Below are 22244 nucleotides of genomic sequence, written 5' to 3'. Positions count from 1 at the left end.
CGATGCAGGAACACTAGACGCGAGCTAGCTGATCTGTCTGATCAACGAGTCCATGTCGAGCAGATCCCAGACGGCGGCGAACTTGCCGTCCTCCAGGTGGTACAGCGTGAACTCCGAGACGTCCACCCGGCGTCCGGTCGCCTCGATCCCTGCGAACGCGCCGCGGTGGGTGCCCGTGACCGAGAAGTGCACCACGATGTTCTCGTCGTCCACGACGAGGTGGGCGACGTCCCAGTGCCAGTCGGGGAACGCGGAGATGAGCGGCTCGAACTGCGCCGTGACGGCGCCCGGGTCCATCGGTGACCCATTGACGGTGATGCCCGGCGCGTAGAACGCGGCCATCGAATCGAAGTCGTGCGCGTTGCAGTACCCGAGGTAGGACTGGTACGGGGCTCGGTAGTCGTCGTGCAGGGTCATGGTGGTCGCCGCCTCACGTGTCGTCGCTTGCCCCGCTCATCTTGGTCGATCCACGGCGCGATCGAGAACGAGCCGGTATCCCTACAGCTCGAGCGGCGGGTTCGCCGAGTCGAGGTGTTCCACCGTGGTGAAGATCAACTCGTCGTCACCGGCGTTCTCGATGTCGTGCAGTAGGAATTCACCCGCGGCGAAGGTGAAGTGTCGCGTCTCCCCCGCCGAGTAGGACACCTCGCGGGTGGTGCCGTCGGCCGTGTGCTGGCGGCTGGTGCCTGCGACGACCGCGGTCCAGAAGTAGTCGAGCACGTGCCGGTGGGCGTGGAAGCGGTCGCCGGGGGCGAGGCGGATCTCCCACACCCGTACTCGCTCGTTCTGGCTGAGCAGCCGCGAACCGACGTGCCCGTCGTGGGCATGCGCGTCGAACTCGGCGCGCAGATCGTCGCTCCAGCCGTCGAAGTCGGTGCCGACGAGCGTGCCTGCGAGGGGGGCGTCGGTTAGGAATTCGGCGTTCTGGGTCATGTGAGAATCTCCTAGTGTCCGGGGCCGTAGAGGCCGAAGCGGTTGTCCGGGTCGCCGGGGACCCAGGTGCAGTCGAACTGGGAACGGGCGCCCATCTCCTTGACGCGGCGCATCAGCCGCTGCCCGAGTTCGAGTTGGCCGGGCTCCCACTTGGCGAGGGCCTCGGCGATGTCGCCGCTGTCCGACAGTGCGTCGTACAGCGCCCAAGCGTTGGCCGCGGCCTTGGCGGTCCCCGCCGCGGCGTGCGGTCGGGCGGCGCTGGCAGCGTCCCCGACGAGAGCCACGCGCCCCATCGCCATCCGGTTGGTCACCGCGTCGTACACCGCCTGCAGATACGGCTGTTCGGTGCGCAACACCACCTCTGCGGCCGCGGGTGCGAGCAGTTCGGTTGCTGCCGAGCGCATTTCCTCGACGAAGCGGTCCTGCACCGCCCCCGGGTGCAGCGATACGCCCGCGAGGAAGCCGCGCTTGTCGGTCATGAGCTCGTCGAGTTCGTGTCCCTCCGGCACGTTGCGGTACCAGACGTAATTGAGCAGCCGCTCCCCCACGGCGAGGCCGCCGTCCGTCGACGGGATCGGATAGACGTTGATGTGGGTGTGCGGCGCGACGCTGTAGGTGATCGAGTCGTGCAGCAGCTCGAACGTCTCCGGGGACACCTCGCGCTCGGGCACGGTGCCGCGCCACCCGACGTAGCCGGAGTACTCGAGTTTGGTGTCCGGCGAGATGCGCCGCCTGCTGGGCGATCCGATGCCGTCGGCGAACACGACGAGATCGGCGCGTTCCCGGCGGCCGGAGGTGAAGCGCACCTCGACCCCGTCGGCGTCCTCGTCGAAGCCTGCCGCGTACTCGCCGAGGTGGTAGTCGTCGGTGCCGAAGTCGGCAAGCAGTGCCCGGTAGAAGGTGCCCCACGACGTGTAGCTCCATGGCGCGTTCTCGCGGTGCACGACGGCGTTGCCCGGCCCGAGGTACTGCACGTAGTGCGTTGAAGTGCTGACCTGTTCGGGGTGCTGGTCACTGCACTCGACGAACCAGCGCAGCGTGTCGGGCTGGAGCACGATGCCGCCGCCGCGACCGTCCAGGTTGGTCGGCGTGCGCTCGAAGACCGACACGTCGAATCCGAGCCGGCGCAGCAGCAGCGCCGTCGTCAAGCCACCGATGGAGCCACCGATCACCAACGCGCGGTGACCACTCCAGTCATGGCGGGTGTCGAGACGTTCAGACACGGTTCTCTCCTTCATCAAGCCCTAGGAAGCGTCGGGCGTTGTCTTCGAGGGCGGCGTCGTCGATGCCGACCGAGTGCGGTAAATCGAGCGGAAGCTCGACGCCCATGTCGAACGGATAGTCGCTGCCGCACATCAGCTGTCCCGGATCGGCGTGCGCGCGCAGTAGGTCGAGCGCCGGGCCGTCGTGGGTGAGGGTGTCGAACCACAGGCCGGCGAAACCCTCGCGCGGCGACCGGGTCTGGGCACTGCGCACGTCGGCGCGCTGCGACCAGCCGTGCTGCCACCGGCCCACCAGCGCAGGAGCGCAACCTCCGCCGTGCAGCATGCAGATGCGTAGCGACGGCAGTTCCTCGAGCACGCCGCCGAGCACCAACGACGCCGCGGCGGTTGCCGTTTCGACGGGGTTTCCGATGAGGTTGGTCAGGTAGTACGACGACCACTCCGGCCGCGGCAGCTGCATGGGGTGCACCAGCACCGCCGCGTCGTTCTCCGCCGCGATGGCCACCACGTCGCGCATCGGCGCCACGTCCAACGAGGTGTGTCCCAGCAGCGGTGGAACCGCGATGCCGCGCACCACGCCCGTCGAGGCCATGGCCTCGATCTGCTTGCGGGCCGCATCCGGATCGTGCAGTGACACCAGCCCCAGTCCGAGCAACCTGCCGCCACTGTCGCGGCACACCTTGGCCAGTTCGTCGTTGAACGCACCCACGTAGTCGTCGACGCCGGGGGCGTCGGCGACCGGGAAGGCGAACGGGGGTGCCGAGATCACGCGCGCCCCGAGCCCGGCGGCGTCCGTGTCGGCCAGCACGCGGGCGGGGTCACTCATCGCTGCGGTCTCGATCGACAGCGGGAGATCCCCGAGGTGCAGCTGGCCGTCGCGTCCGTTGAGCGGGGGCACCGGGGAACCCGGTGGCAGTCCGAATAGGTCTTCGGGGAGCCAGTGGGCGTGGACGTCGATGGGCCCCGACCGAATGGTGGAGGTCATGCCGCCGCCGCCTCGAGAGCCTCGAACCGGGCCAGGATCTCGGCCTGCAGCACGGCCACGGCCGGGTCGGAAGCCCTTCTGGGACGGGGCAGGTCGACGTCGATGATCTCGTGCACCGTCCCGCCGGGTGCCAGCACGACGATGCGGTCGGACAGCTGCACGGCCTCGGTTACGTCGTGCGTCACGAACATCACGGTGCGCCGGGACTCCAGCCAGATGCGCTCGAGGTGCTCCCGCAGCGTGCGTGACGTCATGGCGTCGAGGTGGCTGAACGGCTCGTCCATGAGCAGGATGTCGGGCTCGACGGCGAACGCTCGGGCGATGCCGATGCGCTGCTGCTGACCGCCGGACAGCTGGGCCGGGTAGCGGTCGGCGCAGTGGCTGAGCCCGACCAGGTCGAGGTAGTGCCGGGCGCGGTCCTCCCAGCCGGGTCGTTCGTGTTGTACGAAGCCGAGATTGGCCATGACGGTGCGCCACGGCAGCAGCCGCGGGTCTTGGAAGACGTATCCGACGCGGGCGTCGCTGCCGTCCTTGCCGACGAGGTCGACGGTGCCGGAGCTGTGCGTCTCGATGCCGGAGACGATGTTGAGCAGTGTGGTCTTGCCGCTCCCCGACGGTCCGACGACCGATACGAAGGTTTCGCCGGAGATGGTGAGGTCGATGCCGTCGATGACGCGGGTGCGGTTGCCGCTGCGGTCGTGGAAGTCCTTGACCAGGTCGCGGATTTCGATGGAGGCCATGATGTCTCGCTTTCGAGGTAGAGGGGGTTGGGTTCAGGCCGGGCGGATCAGGCGGTGCGCCAACGGGTCACGTACCGCTCGATGGGGCCGAGGAGCAGCAGGTCGGCGATGACCAGCACGACGATGAACACCAGCACCCAGGCGAAGAAACCGTCGAGTTGGTTGGCGTCGTACCAGTAGCGTGACCGCCAGCCGACGCCCGAGGTCGCGCCGAACCACTCGGCCAGCAGCAGGCCGTTCCACGCGCTCATGATCGCGAAGCGCACGGCGGCCACCGTCGAGCCGGCCACCGCGGGAGCGACAATGTGCCGCAGCACGTTTCGCCTCGGCACTCCGAAGGCCCCCGCCATCAGCACCAGGTCGGCGGGCACCGCGCGGGTGGCCTTGGCGATGTTGACCACCACGAACGGCAGGCCGGACAGGAACACCGTCACGACCGGGGTGAGCCAGCCGAAGCCGAACCACATGGTGGTGAGCAGCGCCCAGATGACGGCGGGGATCGCGAGTCCGGCGGCAGTGAGGTCCGAGAACGCCAGGTCGGCCCACCGCGACGAGCCCATCCACACCCCGATTGCCGCGCCGACCACCAGTGCGAGCACCAGGCCGAGCGCGAAGCGGTTCATGCTGATGGCCAGGTTCTGCCACAGTTCGCCGATCGCGGCCTCGGCGAACAAGCTGTCGAGGGTCTGCGCAGGCGACGGGATGCGGTCGCCGATCACGACGGCCAGTTGCCAGGCGCCGACGATGGTGAGAAGTGCGGCGGCGATGGCGACCGCCGAGGACGTCTGTCCGCGGAGCTGGCGGCGCCATGCGGGCGCGGGTGCCGAGAGTGCCTCGATGGTCATGCGATTTCCTTCCGCCAGGCGAAGAAGCGGTTCTCCAGGTAGGCGAGGCCGCGTTCGATGAAGACCATGGCGACGATGAAGAGCGTGGTCCAGGCCAACATGTCGCCTACCTGGAACTCCTGGTAGGCCTTTCGAATCATGAATCCGACGCCGTCGCTGGCGCCGAACACCTCGGTGAGCGCCTCGACCTTCCAGGCCATGGCGAAGCCGTAGCGCACGCCGGCGAAGACGAACGTCACGAGCGCGGGCAGGTACAGGTGCTGCAGTACGTCGCGCCGGTTGCGTTCGAAGGCACGGCACATGGCGAGTAGGTTCCCGTCCACCGAGCGCACCCCCTCGGCGACGTTCATCGCGATGAAGGGCAGCGCGACCAGCGCCGAGACGACGATGGGTCCACCTGCCCCTACGCCGAAGATGAGCAGTCCGAACACCGCGTAGGTCAGGCCGGGCATGTTGCCGAGAACGAACAGCGGCAGCGAGAAGTAGCTCGACGCGAATCGTGAGCGGCCCATGGCGAATCCGATGACCAGGCCACCGATCATCGCCAGGGCGAAGCCTGCCGCGATCTTGCCGATGCTGGAGGCGAAGTTGGTGAACGCCTCCCCCGACACGACGATCGCGACGACCCGCTCGAACACCTGCAGCGGCTTGGGCAGGATCGGATCGTCGACCACTGCGGCGAGCACGGCCCACGCCCCGATCGCGAGGACGAGCGCGATGCCCGACACCAGCCACCTGCGTGGGCCGAGGGTTCCCGAGCGGTTCCGGCGGGAGCGTGGGGCCGGATCCCGCCGCGCCGGATCTGCGTCCGGCGGCGTAATGGTCTGCGTCACTGACGGACTCCTTCGGTGGGGAGGAACTGTGGGTCATCGACGTCGTCACCGATGACGCCGGTCTCGCGCATGAGGTCGAAGATCGAGCTCTCGTCGTCGGCCCACTTCTGGTCGAATCGCACGTCGCCGACGACCCAGTCGTGTTCGGCGACATAGGCCTTCATGAACGCGATGTCCTCGGGAGTGTCGACCGCGAAGTGCTGTGGGTAGCGTTCGATCATCTCGTCGCGGTGCCGTTGCCATTCGCCGAGACCGCGTTCCCACAGGTCCAGGAATGCCGAGACCTCGCCTGGATGACCGTCGACCCAGTCCTTGCGGGCGACGAAGACGTTGCCCATCGGGCCGTCGTGCCCGGGGGCGTCGAGTTCGGCGAAGATCTCCGCCGACGACTTGCCGTCGTACAGTGGGCGGACTGTGCCCTGGCGCAGATCGCGGGCCGAGAGGTCGGGGTAGCAGATGCAGGCGTCGATTTCACCGCGTGCCAACAGGTTCGAGAGGTTCTGGATGTCTGCGACCACCACCTCGTAGTCGCCAGCGAGATCCACGTCGTGCATCTGCTTGAGCAGGGCGCTCCACACCAGGGTGCCGGACACGGTGGTGAAGACCCCGAGTCGCTTGCCCTTCATGTCGGCCAGGGTCTGTGCGGGGTCGTCGGTGCGCACCAGGATGCGACTGCGCTCGGCGTTGTACCGGCCGATGATGACCGTTTCACGCTGCGTCTGCTCCTCGAGGCCCGGCACCTCGAACGAGGCCGTGGAGATGATGTCGGCGTGGCCGCCGGCGAAGAGGCCGAACTCGTCCCACGTCGCGCTGGTCTCGATGGAGTAGCCGGACTCGCGCTGCCACTCGTCGACGATGCCCGTCTCGTTCATGTAGTCCCAGATGGGGTCCGGAGCGAATGTGAACCGGATGACGCCGTCGCGGGCCGCCCGGGACGACGCGGGCCCGCCAAGGCCGGCCGAGCATCCCGCCGTCAACGTCATCATCGCCGCCGCCGCGACGGCCACCGCGTTGCGCATCACCCGAGTGCTACGTCGCACGGGAACCTCCTCGATGTCATGTGACGGCTGTCACCGTCGAGATTCAGCCTGAGGCAGCGGGCCAAACGCGGCAATGTCTCCCGACACACACTTATGCTCTCTTCCATGTCACCGCAGACACTGAGGCCCGACCTCGAGCGCTGGCTCGACGCGCTGGCCGACATCGGCGAGGCGGTGGGTGGCGACGAGCCCGTCGCCGACCTCGTCGACCGCGTCGCTCGTACCGCGTGCGACCTGCTCGACTACGACTTCTGCGCGGTGTTCCTTCCCACCGAGGACGGCCGGGCGCTCGTGATCGTCGGATCGCACGGCCTGTCGCCCGACTACATCGCGCAGGTCAACGCGGACCGGCCGATCCTGCTCGACGTCAGCGGCGCCGAGGAGGCGCCCACCAGCGTGGCCTTCCGCACCGGCGAGGTGGTCACGCTCGAGGACATCGAGACGATGCCGGGGATCGGACCGTGGGGTGGGGTCGCCCACGAGCAGGGCTACCGCGCACTGGTGTCGGTGCCGCTGCGTCGTGCCGGGTCGATCGTCGGAGCGCTCAACGGCTACCGCACCGAGCCCCACCGGTTCGACGCCGTGGAGGTCGGATTGGTGACGACGCTGGGTTCCCAGGTCGCCGTCGCGCTGCGTACGGCCCAACTGCGGTCCCGCGAGCAGGACACGATCCGGGAGCTGCGCCGCGCCGAAGAGGTGCACGGACTGTTGACGGCTACCGCATTGCGCGGCGAGGGCGTCTCTGGGGTGGCCGCGGCGCTGGCGGAACTGCTCGCCCGGCCCGTGCTGATCGAGGACGTCTACGGCAACGCCCTCGCAGCCGTGGACTGGGCGCCGGGCGGATCGGATGGACGCGTCGAGTCGCGAGACGACGGTGTGTCGGCGGACGTCACGCTCGGCGGCGAGGTGGTCGCCCACGTCCGCGTCGATGCCACCGACGACACGCTGTCGCGGCTCGACATACGCGCCGTCGAACACGCAACGGTGGTGACGGCGCTCGAGCTGATGCGCGACCGGACCGCAGCGGAAGTCGAACAGCGCCTTCGTGGTTCGCTCGTCGCCGACCTGCTGAGCACCGACGGCGCCGACATGCCCGCACTGCTCGATCGCGCCCGGCGGCTCGGCTGGGACCTGTCGGGCGACCAGTCGTTGATCTCGGTGCGGAGCATCGCCCCCACGGCCGGCGACTCCAGGCCCGCTACCGACCGGCTGCTGGCAGGCGCCGACCGGTTCGCGTCGACCATCACGCCCCGCCCGCTGGTCGCCGTGTACCGGGGCGATCTGCTGTTGATCGCCGCGCCGGGCGCGACTGCTGGGGGGCGGGTCAGCGGTGCGGCGGCGATTGCGCGTCGTCTGGTCGAGTATCTGACCGACGCGAGGGAGGTCGGGAAGGCGGTGGCAGGGGTGACGCCCGCCGTTGCGGTCCGCGAACTTCCCGACCTGTTCCGCACCTTGCGCGGTGCGCTCGATCTTGCGGCGGACGGGGCGGGCGACGCGGTGATCGACCTGCGCGACGTCGCGATCGACCATCTGCTCCTGCAGCTCGACGACCCGGAGAGGTTGCGCGCCTTCGCGGTATCCGTGTTGGGCCCGGCGCTGGACTACGACCGCGACCACTCCAGCGAGCTGTTGCGGACGGCGCGGGTGCTGCTCGACCGCGACATGGACCGCCGGTCGACGGCCGATGCGCTGCACCTGCACCCCAACACCGTGGCGCAACGGATGCGCCGCCTCGAGGCGCTGACCGGTCTGCACCTGAGCCGGCCCCGCGACCTGCTGCGGCTCACGTCGGCGCTGACGGTGGCCCGGGTTGCGGGCCTCGGATGACACGACCAAGAGCGGGCACCTAGTCGGGCCGGGTCAGGCCGACCCGCAGCGCGAGCGCCTGCATCTTGCCGACGCCGATCGCGAAGTCCACGGGCGTGGGTTGGCCGACGGCACTGTAGAAGTCGATGCGCACGATCGCGCGACCCTCGCCGAAGACCAGCGCGGTCACGGCCTTCGACGAATCGTGCGACTGGCCCGTCACCGCAACGGCGCCGGTGCCGACCGGCACGGGCTGCGACGGCTGCGTCGGGACCACCGTGGACAGCGTCTGCTGTGCCCGGGTCAATTCGGCCGACGCCGTGGCGACGTCGGGCAGCACCACGATCGTGATGCCGATCGCCCGGGTCTGGTCCCCGTTGGTCATCAGCTCCTCGGCGCCGTGCACCCCGTCGGGATCCCGGATGGGCGGTGGCGCCGAATACCCGTCGCCCGGTACGTATACGTCGCCGGGTGCGAGCAAGAGCGGGGTGAAGTCGACCGGTGCGGCTGCCGTCGGACTCGTCGTCGGGGAAGCGGTCGACGGCGTCGTCTCGGTCCCCCCGGGTATCGACATCGGTTCCAGCACGGCGCCCGGTCCCCCGCAGCCGGTGAGCAGCACTCCCGCCAGCGCGGCGGCCAGGCCGGCGCGGACCATCACAGGAACGCGGGCGCGTCGACGCCCAGCGACGAATGGGCGGCCAGCCGCACGCCGACGTCGGCCACCGCGCGCAGATGGCCGAGCCGGTCGGCCTCCCACGCCTGCAGACGTTCGCGCGGCAGCGGCTCGTCCCGCCGCCAGCCTCGGAGAGCGTCGGCCAGTTCTGCGGCGTCACCGAGAGCCTTCGACGTTCCGGACGCGGTGTGCGGCCGGACCGTTCCCGCCGCATCGCCGAGCAGCACGACCCGGTCGCCGACCATGCCGGTGGGCGGCAGGTCGAACACCGGCTGCATGAACACTGCCGAGAGCCGCACCAGCTCGGCGAACGGTTCGGGCAGCGTGCGGTCGACCAGATCCATCAGCGCGTCACGCGACTCGGCGTCGAGTTCGCCAGGGGGCAGGAAGAAGTCGAAGCGATGGCCGGACCTCCCGGTGAGCAGTCCGGGCAGTCGCGCCGCTGCAGTGTTGACGTACCAGACCCAGTTGACCCGTCGCTCGGTCGCGCCACGCTCGCCGGGCACGAGGTAGCACAGCATTTGCATCCCCGGCACGGCGAAGGACGTGAAGCGTTCCGCGAGCAGGTCCCGGAGGTGCCCAGGCAGAGTCGATTCCGGCTCGAGTCCGCGAAACGCAACGTAACCGGAGTACTGCAGGTCGTCGCGGCCGGTGAGAATCCGCCTGGTGGCCGAGCCGATGCCGTCGGCTCCCACCACCAGGTCGGCCGTGGTGGTGTAGCCGTCGCCGAACTCGGCGGTCACGCCGTCTGCGCCGGCCCGGAGGTCGGTCAGCGTGCTGTCCAGACGCATGCAGACGTCGCCGAGCGGGGCCCGCAGTGCCTCGTAGAGAGTGTCCCATGCCGACATCCACTGCGGGGCGTAGTGCCGCGTCGGATGTGAACTGCGATGCAGCTGTTGACGTTCCATCAGCTGGACGCTGACCGAGGGTACGGTCCTGTCGAGCCGCGCGAGCAGCGACGCGACCTCGGGCTGCATGACGATGCCCGCACCGCGCGGATCAGTGCGTCCCACGGACCGCTCGTATACGGCGACCTCGGCACCGATCGAACGCAATTCGTGGGCCGCGGCCAGCCCGCCGAGCGAGCCACCGACGACGGCGGCCCGCAACACCGGGACCGCCTTGTCGGAACCCGTCACCGGAAGGCCCGGGAGTACTGCACCGGGTGCGGCAGCGAATGGCCGAGTTCGTCGGCGGCCTGGCGGATCCAGTTCGGGTTGCGCAGCAGGACCCGCGCGAGGAACACGGCGTCGGCCTCCCCCTCGGCGATGATGCCGTCGGCCTGCTGCGGCTCGGTGATCAATCCGACTGCGGCGGTCGGGATCTCGACTTCCTTGCGCACGCGAGCCGAGAACGGCACCTGATAGCTGGGGCCGACCGGGATCGCGGCGTCGGGTGCCGACCCGCCGGACGAGACGTCGACGAGGTCGACACCGCGACGCTTGAGATGCGCGGCGAGGTCGATGGTGTCCGCGACCGTCCATCCAGGCCTGACGTCATCGGTGTCCCCGCCGAGCCAGTCGGTCGCCGAGACGCGGAAGAACAGTGGCAACTCGGCCGGCCAGGCGGCACGCACCGCGTCGACGACCTCGAGTGCGAACCGGATCCGGTGCTCGAACGACCCGCCGTAGTGGTCGGTGCGGTCGTTCGAGTGCGGTGACAGGAACTGATGGATGAGATAGCCGTGCGCACCGTGGATTTCGAGGACGCGGAAGCCGGCTACTGCAGCGCGCCCGGCAGCGTCGCCGAATGACGTGACGATGCGGCCGATGTCGTCGACGCTGAGTTCCGCGGGGCTGGGCAGCCGGCCGAACGCCAGCTCGCTCGGCCCCACCGTCGGCCAGAACCCTTGCTCGCGTTCCGGGTCGGGCCATGGGCGGCCGGTGGAACCCTTGCGCCCGGCATGAACCAGTTGGATCCCCGGCACGGCGCCCTGCGAACTCGTGAACGCGGTCAGGCGGGAGAACGCCTGGGCCTGCCTGTCGTTCCACAGCCCCAGGTCGTAGTCGCTGCTGCGGCCGGTGGGGTCGATGGCGGTGGCTTCGACCATCGTCAGCGCCGCGCCTGCGACGGCGCGCGAGCCCAGGTGCTGCAGATGCCAGTCGGTGGGCGTGCCGGTGTCGTCGCCTGCAGGTACCGCGGCGAACTGCATCATCGGGGACATCCATGCGCGGTGGGCGAACGTCACGTCGCGCAAGGTCAAGGGAGTGAACAGATGTGGCATCGGAGAACCGTTCGGTCAGGACTGCAGGAATGCCAGGATGTCGGCGTTGATTTCTTGCGCGTGGGTGGTGGGCATGCCGTGCGGGAAGTCCTGGTAGGTCTTCAGCGTGCCGTTGGCGAGCAGTTCGGCGGACTTGGGACCCGAGGCCACGTAGGGGACGATCTGGTCGCCCTGGCTGTGCATGACCAGGGTGGGCAGCGTGATCGCCTTCAAGTCGTCGGTGAAGTCGGTCTGGGAGAACGCGACGATGCCGTCGTAGTGCGACAGGGCGTCGCCCATCATTCCCTGGCGCCACCAGTTGGCGATGATCGCTTCGCGCTGGTCCTCGGCGGGTTCGGCGCCGGGTTGGTCGAAGTTGTAGAACGGGCCCGCGGGCAGCGCGCGGTAGAACACCGAGCGGTTGGCGGCCAACTGGGCCTGCAGGTCGTCGAACACGCTCTTGGGCAGGCCGTCGGGGTTGGCGTCGGTCTGGACCATCAGCGGGGGGACGGCACTGATGAGCACGGCTTTGGCGGCGCGGGTCTGGCCGTGGCGTGCCAGGAAGCGGACCACTTCCCCGCCGCCGGTGGAGTGGCCGATGTGGATGGCGTCGTGCAGGTCGAGGTGCTCGACGAGGGCGGCGAGGTCGTCGGCGTAGTGGTCGAGGTCGTGCCCGCCGGGGGTTTTGGTGGAGCGGCCGTGGCCTCGGCGGTCGTGGGCGATCACGCGGTAGCCCTGGGACAGGAAGTACAGCATCTGGTTGTCCCAGTCGTCGCTGGACAGGGGCCAGCCGTGGCTGAACACGATGGGCTGGCCGGTGCCCCAGTCCTTGTAGAAGATCTCGGTGCCGTCGGCGGTGGTGATGATCGACATGTCAGTGCGTCCTTTCGGTGATTCGTGGAACATCACCTGCGCTCACCGCAGGAAATACTCCACGAATCGCGGGGGGTTGGGGGGTGGTCAGTCGAGCGGGTTGGAGCGCGTCACGATCAGCGGATCGGCAGGGGTGAAGGGGAACTGCGGCAGGTCCTCGATGTGCGTGCCGAAGCTCGCCGCCAGGACCTCGTGGGAGTACGCGCTCGCCGATGCGCGGTAGCCGATGTCGGCGGGGAACGGCTGATCGAAGAAGATCAGGAAGTGCCAGGGGTCGGTGCCGGTGTTCTCGATGTGGTGCGGGTAGGCGCGTGGGATGAAGTACACGTCGCCGGTGGTGAGGGTCCAGGTGTCAAGCGTGCCATCGGGATTCATGACGGTCATCCGCGCGTCGCCATGACGGACGTAGCCCATCTCGGCGGTGACGGGATGCCAGTGCGGCTCCCGCATCCCGTCCTCGTTGACCCGCAGCGAGTACATCGAGATGTCCTTGAGCACGGGCCAGAACTGGTCGCGGGCGAAGCGGGCGTTCCCGCTGACGTAGTTGAGTCCGGGCGACTGGGCCTCGACGTCGTACTTGTGCGGATCGTTGAAGTGCGCGGCGGCCGGGACGACGGGGTCTCCGATGCGGGCGGCCAACTTCCTGTCCTCGGTGCTGCGCCGGATCTTGGCGAAGTCGGCGCTGGGTAGGTCGTAGGTATTGCCGAGCACCGCGTCGCTGAACGCCCCCAGCGTGGCGCCGAAGGCGAAGTCCTCGGGACGTTCGTGACGGAAGGCGATGATGAACTCGGCGACGTCGGTGCCGATGTTCTCGATGTGGTGCAGCGAACCGGATTCGGCGTGGAACATCTGCCCCGCGGTGACGATGAACGTGGAGAACTTGCTGCCGCTGTCCAGGATCGACACCAGCGCGGTGCCCGAGACGCAGTAGGTGAGTTCGTTGGCGTTGGCATGCCAGTGCGGAGTCCGCATCGCACCGGGGTTGAGCAGCACCCGCTTGATGGACAGACCCTGGAGAATCGGGAGGTTGTCGGCGGTCACGCGGCGCATCGATCCGAGGTCGGATTCCTCGACGATCTCGCCATCGAGAAGCGAGGTGGTGTGGCTGTTGCGGGCGGATGACGTCGTCACGAGAGTCTCCTCGGCTAGTGGCGGATGCTTGTTCACGTTCTGTCCTGCTGAACCACGACTCTGGTCGAGTCGACACTCGTGATCATTGACGCCTGCGCCCATTGCAGGTGCTGATTGGCGTACTCATTGGTTCCTGCTAGCTGGTATCCCTCACCGCGCCAGTCTCGATGTCCGCAGCTCAGCGGTCATCAGTCGAGTGACTGATCGTTTCTCGGGGCGATCCGACGGCCTGCCTCGTGGTGTGCGGACGCCTACCATCAGTCGACGAAGCGGACGCACGAGCGGCCACACGACGGCAGGACACGGCTGGTGAGCACATCTCGGTCTAGGGGCAACGATCGTTCGGCCGTCGTGCTCGACCCCACGATCGCACGCTTGCTCGACGCGATGGCGACGCCGCCGACGCTGCGGCAACTGGGTCCACAGGACGGCCGCACGGCACTGCGGGAAGCGCAGCAGACCACCTCCGAGCACGAGGGAACCGACGCCCGCTTCCACACTGCGGAGGTGGGCCCCGCCGGTCTGACGGGGTTCTGGGTGGTGCGGCCGCGGGGTTCGGTGGGCCCGCTACCCGCGGTGTTCTATCTGCACGGCGGCCGCTGGATGTTCGGCGACGCCGACACCCACGCGCACGTGATCGGCGAACTCGCCGTCAAGGCGGATGTGGCGATGGTCGTGCCGGAGTACAGCCGCACCCCCGAGGCTCGTTACCCGGTCGCGCTCGAGGAGTGCTACGCAACCCTGCTGTGGATGCACCGCAACGCCGAACTGCTCGGAGTGAATCCCAAGCAGATTGCGGTGGCTGGTGATTGCGCCGGTGCCACCCTCGCCATCGCCGTCGCGATGCTCGCCAAGTCCCGTGGCGGACCGCGGCTGCGAGCGCAACTGCTCTACTACCCCCCGACCGACGCCGACTGCGGGTCCGCCTCGCATCGCGACTTCAGCGAGGGCTACCTGCTGTCCAGCGACGAGCAAGCTTGGTACTGGGATCAGTACTGCGACGGTGGTGATTGCACGTGTTCGACGGCGTCACCGCTGCGCGCCGGCCGTGAGGAGTTGAGCGGTCTGCCGCCGACGATGCTCGTGACCGCGGAGGCCGACGTGGTCCGCGACGAGGGTGCCGGGTTCGCGCGGAACCTCCGTGCTGCGGGCGTCGACGTGACTTCGCTGCGATACCTGGGCACCGTGCACGACTTCGTGGTGCTGAGCCAGTTGGCGAACATTCCGCCCGCCCGCGCCGCCATCGATCAGGGCGCTTGGTTCCTCGCTCAGGCGTTGCACCCGTGAGCAGCACCGAGGCGTTCCGGCTGATCGGCCGCGACGACGTGGTGGCCCTCACCGAGGCCGTGGTGTCCGGTGCCCGATCGGCTCCCCCGGCGATCGTCCTGACCGGCGAGGCCGGGTCCGGCAAGTCGAGCATCCTGCGCCACGCGGTGCGCGCAGCGGGTGGCGACGTCCGTGTCGTCTCGGCCGCGGGCGGCGCATCGGAGTCCTCAGCCGACGGACTGCTGGCCCGATTGCTCTGGCCCCTGCGCGGATTCGCGAGCACGCTGCCGCCCGGCTTGCGCGAGGCCCTGCCCGAAGCGGGCCGGGATCTCCGGTGCGCGCCGGAACTCGCGCGCGACGCCGTGCTGTCGCTACTGGAGGCCGCAGCGGTCGAGCGTCCGATACTGCTGGCCATCGACGACGTCGACAGGTTCGACGACGACCTGCGCGACCTCTTCGTCGGCGTGACGGCGCTGTTGATGACGACGGGGGTCCGTGCGGTCCTGACCGCGCGTCGGCTCGACGTTCTCCGCGGTGTCGACCGGCCGATTCGCACGGTCGAACTGGTGCCGCTGGCACCGCACCACTCCGCCGAACTCGTCGACGCCCAGCCCGGCCAGCCCGACCCCAGCGTGCGCGGGAGATCATCCGCTGGTCGCGTGGGAACCCGCTGGCGCTGATCGAGTACACCCGTGCATACGCACGCAACCGCACCACGACGTTCCACGGCGCGACGATGTGCGACCCGGCGAGCGCCCACCCGATGTTCGCCGACCAGGTCGCTGCGCTGCCACCCGACACCCGCAAGCTGCTGGCCTACGCCGCGGCCGGTACGGGCCAGGAAACCGTCGACATGATCACGGCTGCAGCCGGTTTCGCCATCGACTTCGCGGGGTGGGAGCCGGCGCGGGCGGGGCGGCTCGTCGAGTTCACCGATGACCGCAGGGTCGTGTTCACCAGCGCGCTGTTGCGCACGGCCGCCTATGCGGGCGGGGACTATGGCGAGCAACGTGCTGCGCACCTCGCGTTGGCGGCGACGCCCGATCTCGATGCCGGCGCCCGAGCGTGGCACCTGGGCTCCGCGGCATCGGGCCCCGACGAGACGATCGCCGCGGTCTTGGAGGACACGTCGACTCGACCCACCGGGCGCGTCTCGGAACTCCAACGGGCGCGTGCCCTGCAGCGGGCAGCCGAGCTGAGCCCGGACCGTGCCGACGCGGCGCGCCGCTACGCGTTGGCTGCCGGGGCGGCCAACTACGCCGGTGACCCCGCGTGGGCCCTGTCGCTGGCCGAGGTGCCGCTGCGCGAGTCACCCGACCCGGACGTCTCCGGTTACGCCGCGCTGATCCGGGCTTCGATCCTGCTGCAACGGGGGCGGCCGAGTGACGCGTTCATCGTGATCGGCGACGTACTCGACGGAAAGTGGCCCAGCGACGCCCATCTCGTCCTGGCGATGCTGTACTCGGCTGCCGGGGCGTCCTACTACTCCGGCATCCGCGTGCAACGGCAGGATCTGCGGCGCTGGCTCGATATGGCCGTGGCCACACCGGTCAGCCCCAGCAGGTTCCCCCTGCCGTTCCCTGCTGATGCGGCCGAACTGCAGCGCGCCTACGCCACGATGTATGCCGACACCGCGGTCGCCGATTCTCGACCCGCGCCGCCACACGGCCGCTGGCTCGAGCCGCAGTCACCCGCCGTCGAACCGTACCGGCAGCTCGTCGCCGGGGTGATGGCGTTCGTCGGCGAAGACACTGTTGTCGCCGCGCGCGAACTGAACTCGGCGATCGAACGTCTCTCCGCCGGCGGCGGATTGCGCGGTTTCACGTTCGCGCTCGCACCGCTGTCGTGGACGCTGCTCGACACCGGCCAGTGGACCACACTGGAGACGGTCCTCGATCAGGCCTCGGCACTGTGCGCCGTGGCGCGCGGCGTCACGCTGGTCGAGCGGGAGGCCCTGGCCTGCCTGGCCCGCCTGCGCGCGATGCAGGGTGATGTCGCCGCTGCGACGCGTGCGGTGCGACGGGCGCGCGACCTGTCGGTGACGTCGGGCCAGCCGATGTGCGCCACCGAGGTGAACCTCAGCAGTGCGGCGGGCTGGATTGCGTTGGCGACGGGCGACTTCGACGAGGCATACCGTCGGTTCCGCGCCATGTTCACCGCCGACGGGCAGCCCGGGCACTTCGTGGTGTCCTACCGCGCCGTCGCCGACGTGGCATGGGCAGCCGCGCGCAGCGGCCGCGTCGACGAGATCGCGCCGCTCATCTCGATGATGAGCCGCAGGCTCGGCTCCAAACCGCCGGTGCGGCTGAGACTTCTGCGCCATCAGGCATTGGCGCTGACGGCCGAGACCAGCCAGGCCGAACGGCACTACAAGTTGGCCGTGTTCGATCCGGCCGGTGAGCAGTGGCCCCTCGAGCGCGCGCGGGCCCGGCTGCACTACGGCGAGTGGCTGCGCCGGGCGCGCAGGCCCGCGGAGGCCAAGCCCTTGCTGGCGGCGGCGCTCGACGTCTTCGAGCGACTCGGTGCCGAGCCGCTGGCCGCCATCGCCAGGTCGGAGCTGCGAGCCGCAGGCGTGACGAACGTCGCGCCGGGCCCTGTCGACGGCGCCATGCTCGCGCTGACCGCCCAGGAACGCCAGATCGTCGTGCTCGCCGCCTCGGGTCTGACGAATCGGGAGATCGCCGAGCGCCTCACACTCTCGCCGAGAACCGTTGCCTCGCACCTGTATCACGTGTACCCGAAGCTCGGTGTCAGCCGCCGCCACGAACTCCGGCAGTTCACGTCTTGAGCGAGGTCCGCAGGGCCGCAACCGCTTGAGCCACCGCCGCGCGGGCCGCGCTCGTGTCCCGGAGTGCGTCGAGCGTCACGAATCCGTGGATGGTGCCCTCGTAGCGAACCGCCGTCGTCGCGGCGCCTGCCGTACGCAGCCGGGCTGCGAACGCCTCGCCCTGGTCGCGCACCACGTCGGCCTCGGCCGTGATGAGGAGGGACGGAGGAAAGTCCGCGAGGTCGGCGGCGTCGGCGTGCAGCGGGGCGATCAAGGGATCGGTGTGCTGCCGCCCGTCGGAGAGGTGCCCGTCCCGGAACGCGAGCAGGTGGTCACGCCGCAGCCAGTATCCATCGGCAAAGCGGTGGCAGGATTCCGTGTCGCACGCGACGTCGGTCACGGGCGTGCACGCGACCAACTGCGAGAATCGGAACTCGTTGCGGTGCAACGATGCCAACACCATTCCGATCGCGAGATGCGCGCCGGTGGAGTCGCCTGCGACCGCGATGCGCGACGTGTCGATCCCCCACTCGTCGCCGACCGCGCAGATCCAGCGGGCCGTCGCGTACGCCTGCTCGAGGCCGACCCGATGATTCACGCCCGGGGTGCACTCCGGAACGACCAGCACCGCATTCGAACCCCGCGCGAGGTCTGCCACCAGACGCGCACGAGATCGCGTGCCCCCTGCCACCCAGCCGCCGCCGGGGACGTACACCACCGCGGGCAGCGGTGCCGCGGCGCCAGTCGGGCGGACGACGCGTACCCGTACCGACCCGTGGTCACCGGCATCGACGATGACGGCGCGCTCGTCGACGTCGACGGCCGAGAAGGCGTCCTGCAGCGGCGCGCCGGTGGTGGAGGATCCGTCGATCGACTCGAGGAACAGCTGTACTGCCCGGTCGAGGGCGAGGCCGTGCGGGTTCGCGGTCATCTCCACCCCCTCGACATGGCCGGCATCTTCATCAGTGTGGGCGGTCGCACCGCCCTGCCCATCAGTCACGTGACTGATGACGACGCGCCACCGCGCGACGATGCTGGTGGCACACCCGGTGAAAGGACACTGCTTCATGACGGCGACCGTGGATCGGAACGGGTCCTGGACGGGCGAGTCGACGGCGGATGACCGGTCGGTCGACCGAGTCGAAGGTGGGCAGAAGGTCACCGGGTCCGCCCACTACACCGCCGACGTCGCCCTCCCGGATCTGGTGCACGCCGTGCTCGTCCAGTCCGAGGTGCCTCATGGCCGAGTCACCGAGGAGTCCCTGCGCGCCAGCACGTCCCGTGCATCGGCGGCTCCCGGAGTGCTGTACGTCCTGACGCCGCTGAACTGCCCGCCCTTGGGCGTGGTGCCCGAGGAACTGACCTGGGACCTACCACTGGAGCGGCGGCCACCGCTGTCGGACCTGACGGTTCAGCACGTCGGACAACACATGGCGCTCGTGGTGGCCGACACCCTGGAGAACGCCACTGCTGCGGCAGCGTCGTTCGAGCTTGCCTACGAAGCACTGCCGGCGCAGCTCGACCTCCACGACGTGCCGGAGGCTCGGGCCGAGCAGTCGGGTCCCGTCCGCCACGGCAGCTACCGGCCCGATCACTTCGTCAAGCTCTCCGAGGAGAAGCTCCAGGACGTTCGCGGCGAGGAACCGGCAGGCGGTGCCCGCCGGGTCGACGCCCGTTTCACGACCCCGCTCAACGCCCACTACCCGATCGAGCTGTCCGCCACGGTCGCGGCGTGGTCCGGCGACCAGTTGACCGTGCACGACAGCACCCGTTGGATCGCCGGTGAGCGAACGGCATTGGCTGCGTACCTTCGGATTCCCGAGGACCGGGTGCGCGTCACGTCACCTCTGGTGGGCGGTGCGTTCGGCTCGAAGAGCTTCCTGTGGATGCACGTCGCGCTGTGTGCCGTCGCAGCCAGGGAGGTCGGGCGGCCGGTCAAGCTGGTGCTCACCCGCGAGCAGATGTTCTCCTCCACCGGCCACCGGCCACGCACCGAGCAGGACCTCGTGCTGGTCGCCGACGACGACGGACGCATCCTCAGCACCGAGCACCACACCCTGACCGAGACCTCCACCGTCGCCCACTTCTGCGAGCCGGCGGGTCTGTCGACGCGGTTCCTCTACCAGTCACCCCATCTCGAGGTGTCACACCGCACCGCCCGGCTGCACGCGCCGACCCCCTGTTTCATGCGCGGTCCTGGTGAAGCACCCGGGTTGTTCGCCCTCGAATCGGCCATCGACGAACTCGCCCACCGGGTCGGCGTCGACCCACTCGAGCTGAGGATCCGCAATCACGCGGACTCCGACCAGGCCACCGGCAAGGCGTGGTCGGGCAAGCACCTGCTGGAGTGCTACCGGACGGGCGCGCAGCGGTTCGGGTGGGATCAGCGGCCCCTGGCGCCGCGCGCCATGCAGTCCGACGGCGAACGGGTCGGCTGGGGCATGGCGACGGCGACGTACCCTGGCCGGCGCATGCCTGCGAGTTGCCGGGTGACCACCTCGCCCGACGGCCATGTCCGATTCGCCTCCGCTACACACGAAGTCGGCAACGGCGTGCGTACCGTCATGACGCAGGTCGCCGCCGAAGTCACCGGACTGCCGCTGTCGCGGGTGGCGTTCGACTCCGGCGACTCCGACTTCCCGGCCGCACCGTACAGCGGTGCCTCGCAGACGACGGCGACGGTCGGCTCGGCGGTGCACGCCGCGGCCAGCGAGTGGAGGCGTCGCCTGTCGGCGCTGGCGCCCGCCGGCGACGAGGCCGACCTCGTCGAGCTGGCAGGCGCGCATCACGAGCAGCTCAGCTTCACCGCCGACAGCGATGCGGGCGACCAGAGCGGCAAGGCATTCCAGTCGTTCGGTGCACACTTCTGCGAGGTGCGGGTCGACGAGCAGATCGGCAGGGCGACTGTGACCAGGTGGGTCGCGGTGATGGACTGCGGACGGGTGCTCAACCCGAAGCTCGCCCGCAGCCAGGTGATGGGCGGCATCACCTTCGGTCTCGGCATGGCGCTGCTCGAACAGGTGCCGTACGACGCCGATACGGCACAGATGATCGGCGAGTACTACCTGCCCACCCACGCCGACCGTCCCGAGTTCGACGTCAGCTTCGTCGACAGCACGGACTTCGACCTCGATCCGATCGGGGTGCGCGGCATCGGGGAGATCGGCACCTGCGGCGTACCCGCGGCAATCGCCAATGCCGTCTTCCACGCCACCGGTAAGCGTCTGCGCGACTTGCCGATCACTCTGGAGGATCTGATGACGCCCTACCGCCCACCCACAGCCGAGGAGCCATGATGACCCAGGACCACCTCGTGGAACTCCACATCAACGGCGAGACCCACCGCGTCCACGCCGACGTGCGAACCACGCTGCTCGATCTGCTGCGCGAACGCCTGCAGCTGACCGGGACGAAGAAGGGGTGCGACCACGGGCTGTGCGGTGCGTGCACCGTCGCCGTCGACGGCGAGCGGGTGGTGAGCTGCCTGACCCTCGCGGCGTCGATCGACGGCTCCGACGTCCTGACCATCGAGGGCATCGCCGACGGTGAACAGCTGCACCCGCTGCAGCGGTCGTTCATGGCGTGCGACGGGTTCCAGTGCGGCTTCTGCACGCCCGGGCAGATCTCGTCGGCTCGCGCGATGCTCGCCGAGCATGCCCGCGGTGACCTCAGCACGGCCTCGTTCGAAGGCTCCCGAGCGGACGTCGTCGGCGGCTCCAGCCGGCTGACCACCGCGGAGATTCGAGAACGCATGGCGGGCAACATCTGTCGGTGCGGCGCCTATGCCAACATCGTCGCCGCGATCGAAGCCGTGGCGCAGGAGCGCACCGCGTGAAGACATTCGAGTTCCGGCACGCCACCAGCGTGGACGACGCGGTCGCGGCGGGCACCGCACCCGGCACGAAGTTCCTCGCGGGCGGGACCAATCTCCTGGACCTGATGAAGGGCGGTGTCGAGCAGCCCGAGTCGTTGGTCGACCTGCGGCGGGTGGGCCTGACGACGATTGCCCCCACCACCGAGGGTGGCGTGTTCATCGAGGCCGGCGTGACCAACAGCGCCGTCGCCAACCACCCCCTGATCCGCACGCAGTACCCGGTGGTGTCGCACGCGATCCTCAGCGGTGCCACCACGCAACTCCGCAACATGGCGACGGCGGGGGGGAACCTGCTGCAGCGCACCCGCTGCCCGTACTTCATGCAGACCACGTTCTCGTCCTGCAACAAGCGCGATCCCGGCAGCGGATGCGCAGCCCGACAAGGGTTTCACCGCGAGCACGCCGTCTTCGGTGCCAGTGCCGACTGCGTGGCGATCCATCCATCGGACATGGCCGTCGCCTTGGCCATCCTCGACGCCGTCGTCCACGTTCAGGGGCCGAACGGACGGCGCACCATTCCCATCGAGGGCTTCTTTGCGCTGCCGGGAGACACGCCGGAGGTCGACAACACGCTCGGATCGGGTGAACTCGTCCTGGGCATCGAACTGCCGCCGTCTCGGTTCGCCGACCACTCCTGGTATCTCAAGGTGCGCGACAGACACAGCTACGCCTTCGCCCTGGTGTCGGTCGCGGCGGGGCTGCACGTCACCGACGGTGTCATCGATTCGGCTGCTCTGGCGCTGGGCGCCGTCGCCGCCATGCCGTGGCGCCTGCGCGAGGCCGAGGCAGTCCTCATCGGCCGTCCAGCCGGCGACGAGGCGTTTCACGCGGCCGCCGCGCTGGCCATGAACGGTGCGGAACCCCTGGCGCAGAACGCCTTCAAGATCGACCTCGGCCGACACAGCGTGGTGCGGGCGCTGACCCGGGCTGCAGCCGTCCGCACCGACGACGAGGATCAGCCGTGAGGAACTGGGCATGCACACCGGCAGATCTGCGGATGATCGCCGCTGGCAACGCCGAGCGGGTGCTGAAGCTGGGTTAGGCGCGTGTCG

The 22244-nt window shown here is 69.3% G+C and carries 21 protein-coding genes; 7 read left to right on the top strand and 14 right to left on the bottom strand.

Features of this window, described 5'->3' with window-relative positions; all coding sequences use genetic code 11:
* Positions 1-24: 24 nt before the first annotated feature.
* The 8 genes from LOK44_RS00600 to LOK44_RS00565 form a co-directional block, all read right to left on the bottom strand.
* A complete protein-coding gene (locus LOK44_RS00600; protein WP_237568050.1) occupies positions 25-417 on the bottom strand; it encodes an ester cyclase in 393 nt (130 codons plus the stop codon).
* A gap of 81 nt (positions 418-498) precedes the next feature.
* Complete coding sequence (locus LOK44_RS00595) at positions 499-933, bottom strand: cupin domain-containing protein (protein WP_237568049.1); 435 nt, start codon at positions 931-933, stop codon at positions 499-501.
* 11 nt (positions 934-944) lie between these two features.
* The gene (locus LOK44_RS00590; protein ID WP_237568048.1) at positions 945-2156 is read right to left on the bottom strand and encodes an FAD binding domain-containing protein; all 1212 of its coding nucleotides are present in this window, start codon (positions 2154-2156) and stop codon (positions 945-947) included.
* A complete protein-coding gene (locus LOK44_RS00585; RefSeq protein ID WP_237568047.1) occupies positions 2149-3141 on the bottom strand; it encodes an amidohydrolase family protein in 993 nt (330 codons plus the stop codon). Before LOK44_RS00585 ends, LOK44_RS00590 begins: the two co-directional genes overlap by 8 nt.
* Positions 3138-3881 (bottom strand): ABC transporter ATP-binding protein, encoded by a 744-nt coding sequence (locus LOK44_RS00580; RefSeq protein ID WP_237568046.1) that lies wholly within the window; start codon positions 3879-3881, stop codon positions 3138-3140. The genes LOK44_RS00585 and LOK44_RS00580 overlap by 4 nt, the downstream gene beginning before the upstream one ends.
* Positions 3882-3928: 47 nt before the next feature.
* Positions 3929-4726 carry an ABC transporter permease gene (locus tag LOK44_RS00575; protein ID WP_237568045.1) on the bottom strand — a complete coding sequence of 266 codons (798 nt, stop codon included), beginning with the start codon at positions 4724-4726 and terminating at the stop codon, positions 3929-3931.
* Positions 4723-5559: an ABC transporter permease gene (locus LOK44_RS29645; protein ID WP_237568044.1), complete on the bottom strand. Its 837-nt coding sequence runs from the start codon at positions 5557-5559 to the stop codon at positions 4723-4725. Before LOK44_RS29645 ends, LOK44_RS00575 begins: the two co-directional genes overlap by 4 nt.
* The gene (locus tag LOK44_RS00565) at positions 5556-6599 is read right to left on the bottom strand and encodes an ABC transporter substrate-binding protein (protein ID WP_237568043.1); all 1044 of its coding nucleotides are present in this window, start codon (positions 6597-6599) and stop codon (positions 5556-5558) included. Before LOK44_RS00565 ends, LOK44_RS29645 begins: the two co-directional genes overlap by 4 nt.
* Positions 6600-6704: 105 nt before the next feature.
* Here LOK44_RS00565 and LOK44_RS00560 point away from each other — a divergent pair, with 105 nt between their 5' ends.
* Positions 6705-8426: a helix-turn-helix domain-containing protein gene (locus LOK44_RS00560; RefSeq protein ID WP_237568042.1), complete on the top strand. Its 1722-nt coding sequence runs from the start codon at positions 6705-6707 to the stop codon at positions 8424-8426.
* Positions 8427-8445: 19 nt separating this feature from the next.
* Here LOK44_RS00560 and LOK44_RS00555 read toward each other — a convergent pair whose 3' ends face one another.
* The 5 genes from LOK44_RS00555 to LOK44_RS00535 all read right to left on the bottom strand — a co-directional run bounded on the left by LOK44_RS00555 (position 8446) and on the right by LOK44_RS00535 (position 13285).
* Positions 8446-9060, bottom strand: coding sequence for a hypothetical protein (locus LOK44_RS00555; protein ID WP_237568041.1), 615 nt, complete (start codon positions 9058-9060; stop codon positions 8446-8448).
* On the bottom strand, positions 9060-10217 hold the full coding sequence (locus tag LOK44_RS00550; protein WP_237568040.1) for an FAD binding domain-containing protein: 1158 nt from the start codon (positions 10215-10217) through the stop codon (positions 9060-9062). The genes LOK44_RS00555 and LOK44_RS00550 overlap by 1 nt, the downstream gene beginning before the upstream one ends.
* Entirely contained in the window at positions 10214-11302 is a 1089-nt protein-coding gene (locus LOK44_RS00545; protein WP_237568039.1) for an NADH:flavin oxidoreductase/NADH oxidase, read from the bottom strand. Before LOK44_RS00545 ends, LOK44_RS00550 begins: the two co-directional genes overlap by 4 nt.
* A 15-nt stretch (positions 11303-11317) precedes the next feature.
* Positions 11318-12154 carry an alpha/beta fold hydrolase gene (locus LOK44_RS00540; RefSeq protein ID WP_237568038.1) on the bottom strand — a complete coding sequence of 279 codons (837 nt, stop codon included), beginning with the start codon at positions 12152-12154 and terminating at the stop codon, positions 11318-11320.
* Between the two features lie 87 nt (positions 12155-12241).
* Positions 12242-13285, bottom strand: coding sequence for a cupin domain-containing protein (locus LOK44_RS00535; protein ID WP_237568037.1), 1044 nt, complete (start codon positions 13283-13285; stop codon positions 12242-12244).
* Positions 13286-13594: 309 nt separating this feature from the next.
* Between LOK44_RS00535 and LOK44_RS00530 the strand changes: the two genes are divergently transcribed.
* From LOK44_RS00530 to LOK44_RS00520, 3 genes are read left to right on the top strand one after another with little or no spacing between them, the layout of a single operon-like run.
* Positions 13595-14572, top strand: a complete 978-nt coding sequence (locus LOK44_RS00530) for an alpha/beta hydrolase (protein ID WP_237568036.1) — start codon at positions 13595-13597, stop codon at positions 14570-14572.
* Entirely contained in the window at positions 14569-15231 is a 663-nt protein-coding gene (locus LOK44_RS00525) for an ATP-binding protein (protein ID WP_237568035.1), read from the top strand. Before LOK44_RS00530 ends, LOK44_RS00525 begins: the two co-directional genes overlap by 4 nt.
* Positions 15232-15287: 56 nt before the next feature.
* A complete protein-coding gene (locus LOK44_RS00520; RefSeq protein WP_237568034.1) occupies positions 15288-17339 on the top strand; it encodes a helix-turn-helix transcriptional regulator in 2052 nt (683 codons plus the stop codon).
* Here the strand turns inward: LOK44_RS00520 and LOK44_RS00515 are convergent.
* Positions 17329-18387 carry an alpha/beta hydrolase gene (locus LOK44_RS00515; RefSeq protein ID WP_237568033.1) on the bottom strand — a complete coding sequence of 353 codons (1059 nt, stop codon included), beginning with the start codon at positions 18385-18387 and terminating at the stop codon, positions 17329-17331. The two genes, LOK44_RS00520 and LOK44_RS00515, sit on opposite strands and share 11 nt — an antisense overlap.
* On the opposite strand from LOK44_RS00515, the gene LOK44_RS00510 reads away from it, so the two are divergent.
* Genes LOK44_RS00510 through LOK44_RS00500 form a run of 3 tightly spaced genes read left to right on the top strand, consistent with a single transcriptional unit; the run spans position 18386 to position 22157 of the window.
* Complete coding sequence (locus LOK44_RS00510) at positions 18386-20614, top strand: xanthine dehydrogenase family protein molybdopterin-binding subunit (RefSeq protein ID WP_237568032.1); 2229 nt, start codon at positions 18386-18388, stop codon at positions 20612-20614. The two genes, LOK44_RS00515 and LOK44_RS00510, sit on opposite strands and share 2 nt — an antisense overlap.
* Positions 20614-21153 carry a (2Fe-2S)-binding protein gene (locus LOK44_RS00505; protein ID WP_237568031.1) on the top strand — a complete coding sequence of 180 codons (540 nt, stop codon included), beginning with the start codon at positions 20614-20616 and terminating at the stop codon, positions 21151-21153. The genes LOK44_RS00510 and LOK44_RS00505 overlap by 1 nt, the downstream gene beginning before the upstream one ends.
* A complete protein-coding gene (locus LOK44_RS00500) occupies positions 21150-22157 on the top strand; it encodes an FAD binding domain-containing protein (protein WP_237568030.1) in 1008 nt (335 codons plus the stop codon). The genes LOK44_RS00505 and LOK44_RS00500 overlap by 4 nt, the downstream gene beginning before the upstream one ends.
* Positions 22158-22244: the final 87 nt, after the last annotated feature.

It is taken from the genome of Mycolicibacterium lacusdiani (genome assembly GCF_021916785.1).
GTDB lineage: Bacteria > Actinomycetota > Actinomycetes > Mycobacteriales > Mycobacteriaceae > Mycobacterium > Mycobacterium lacusdiani.
Note: the sequence above shows the minus strand (reverse complement) of the source record. Positions and strands in the feature narration are given on the sequence as shown.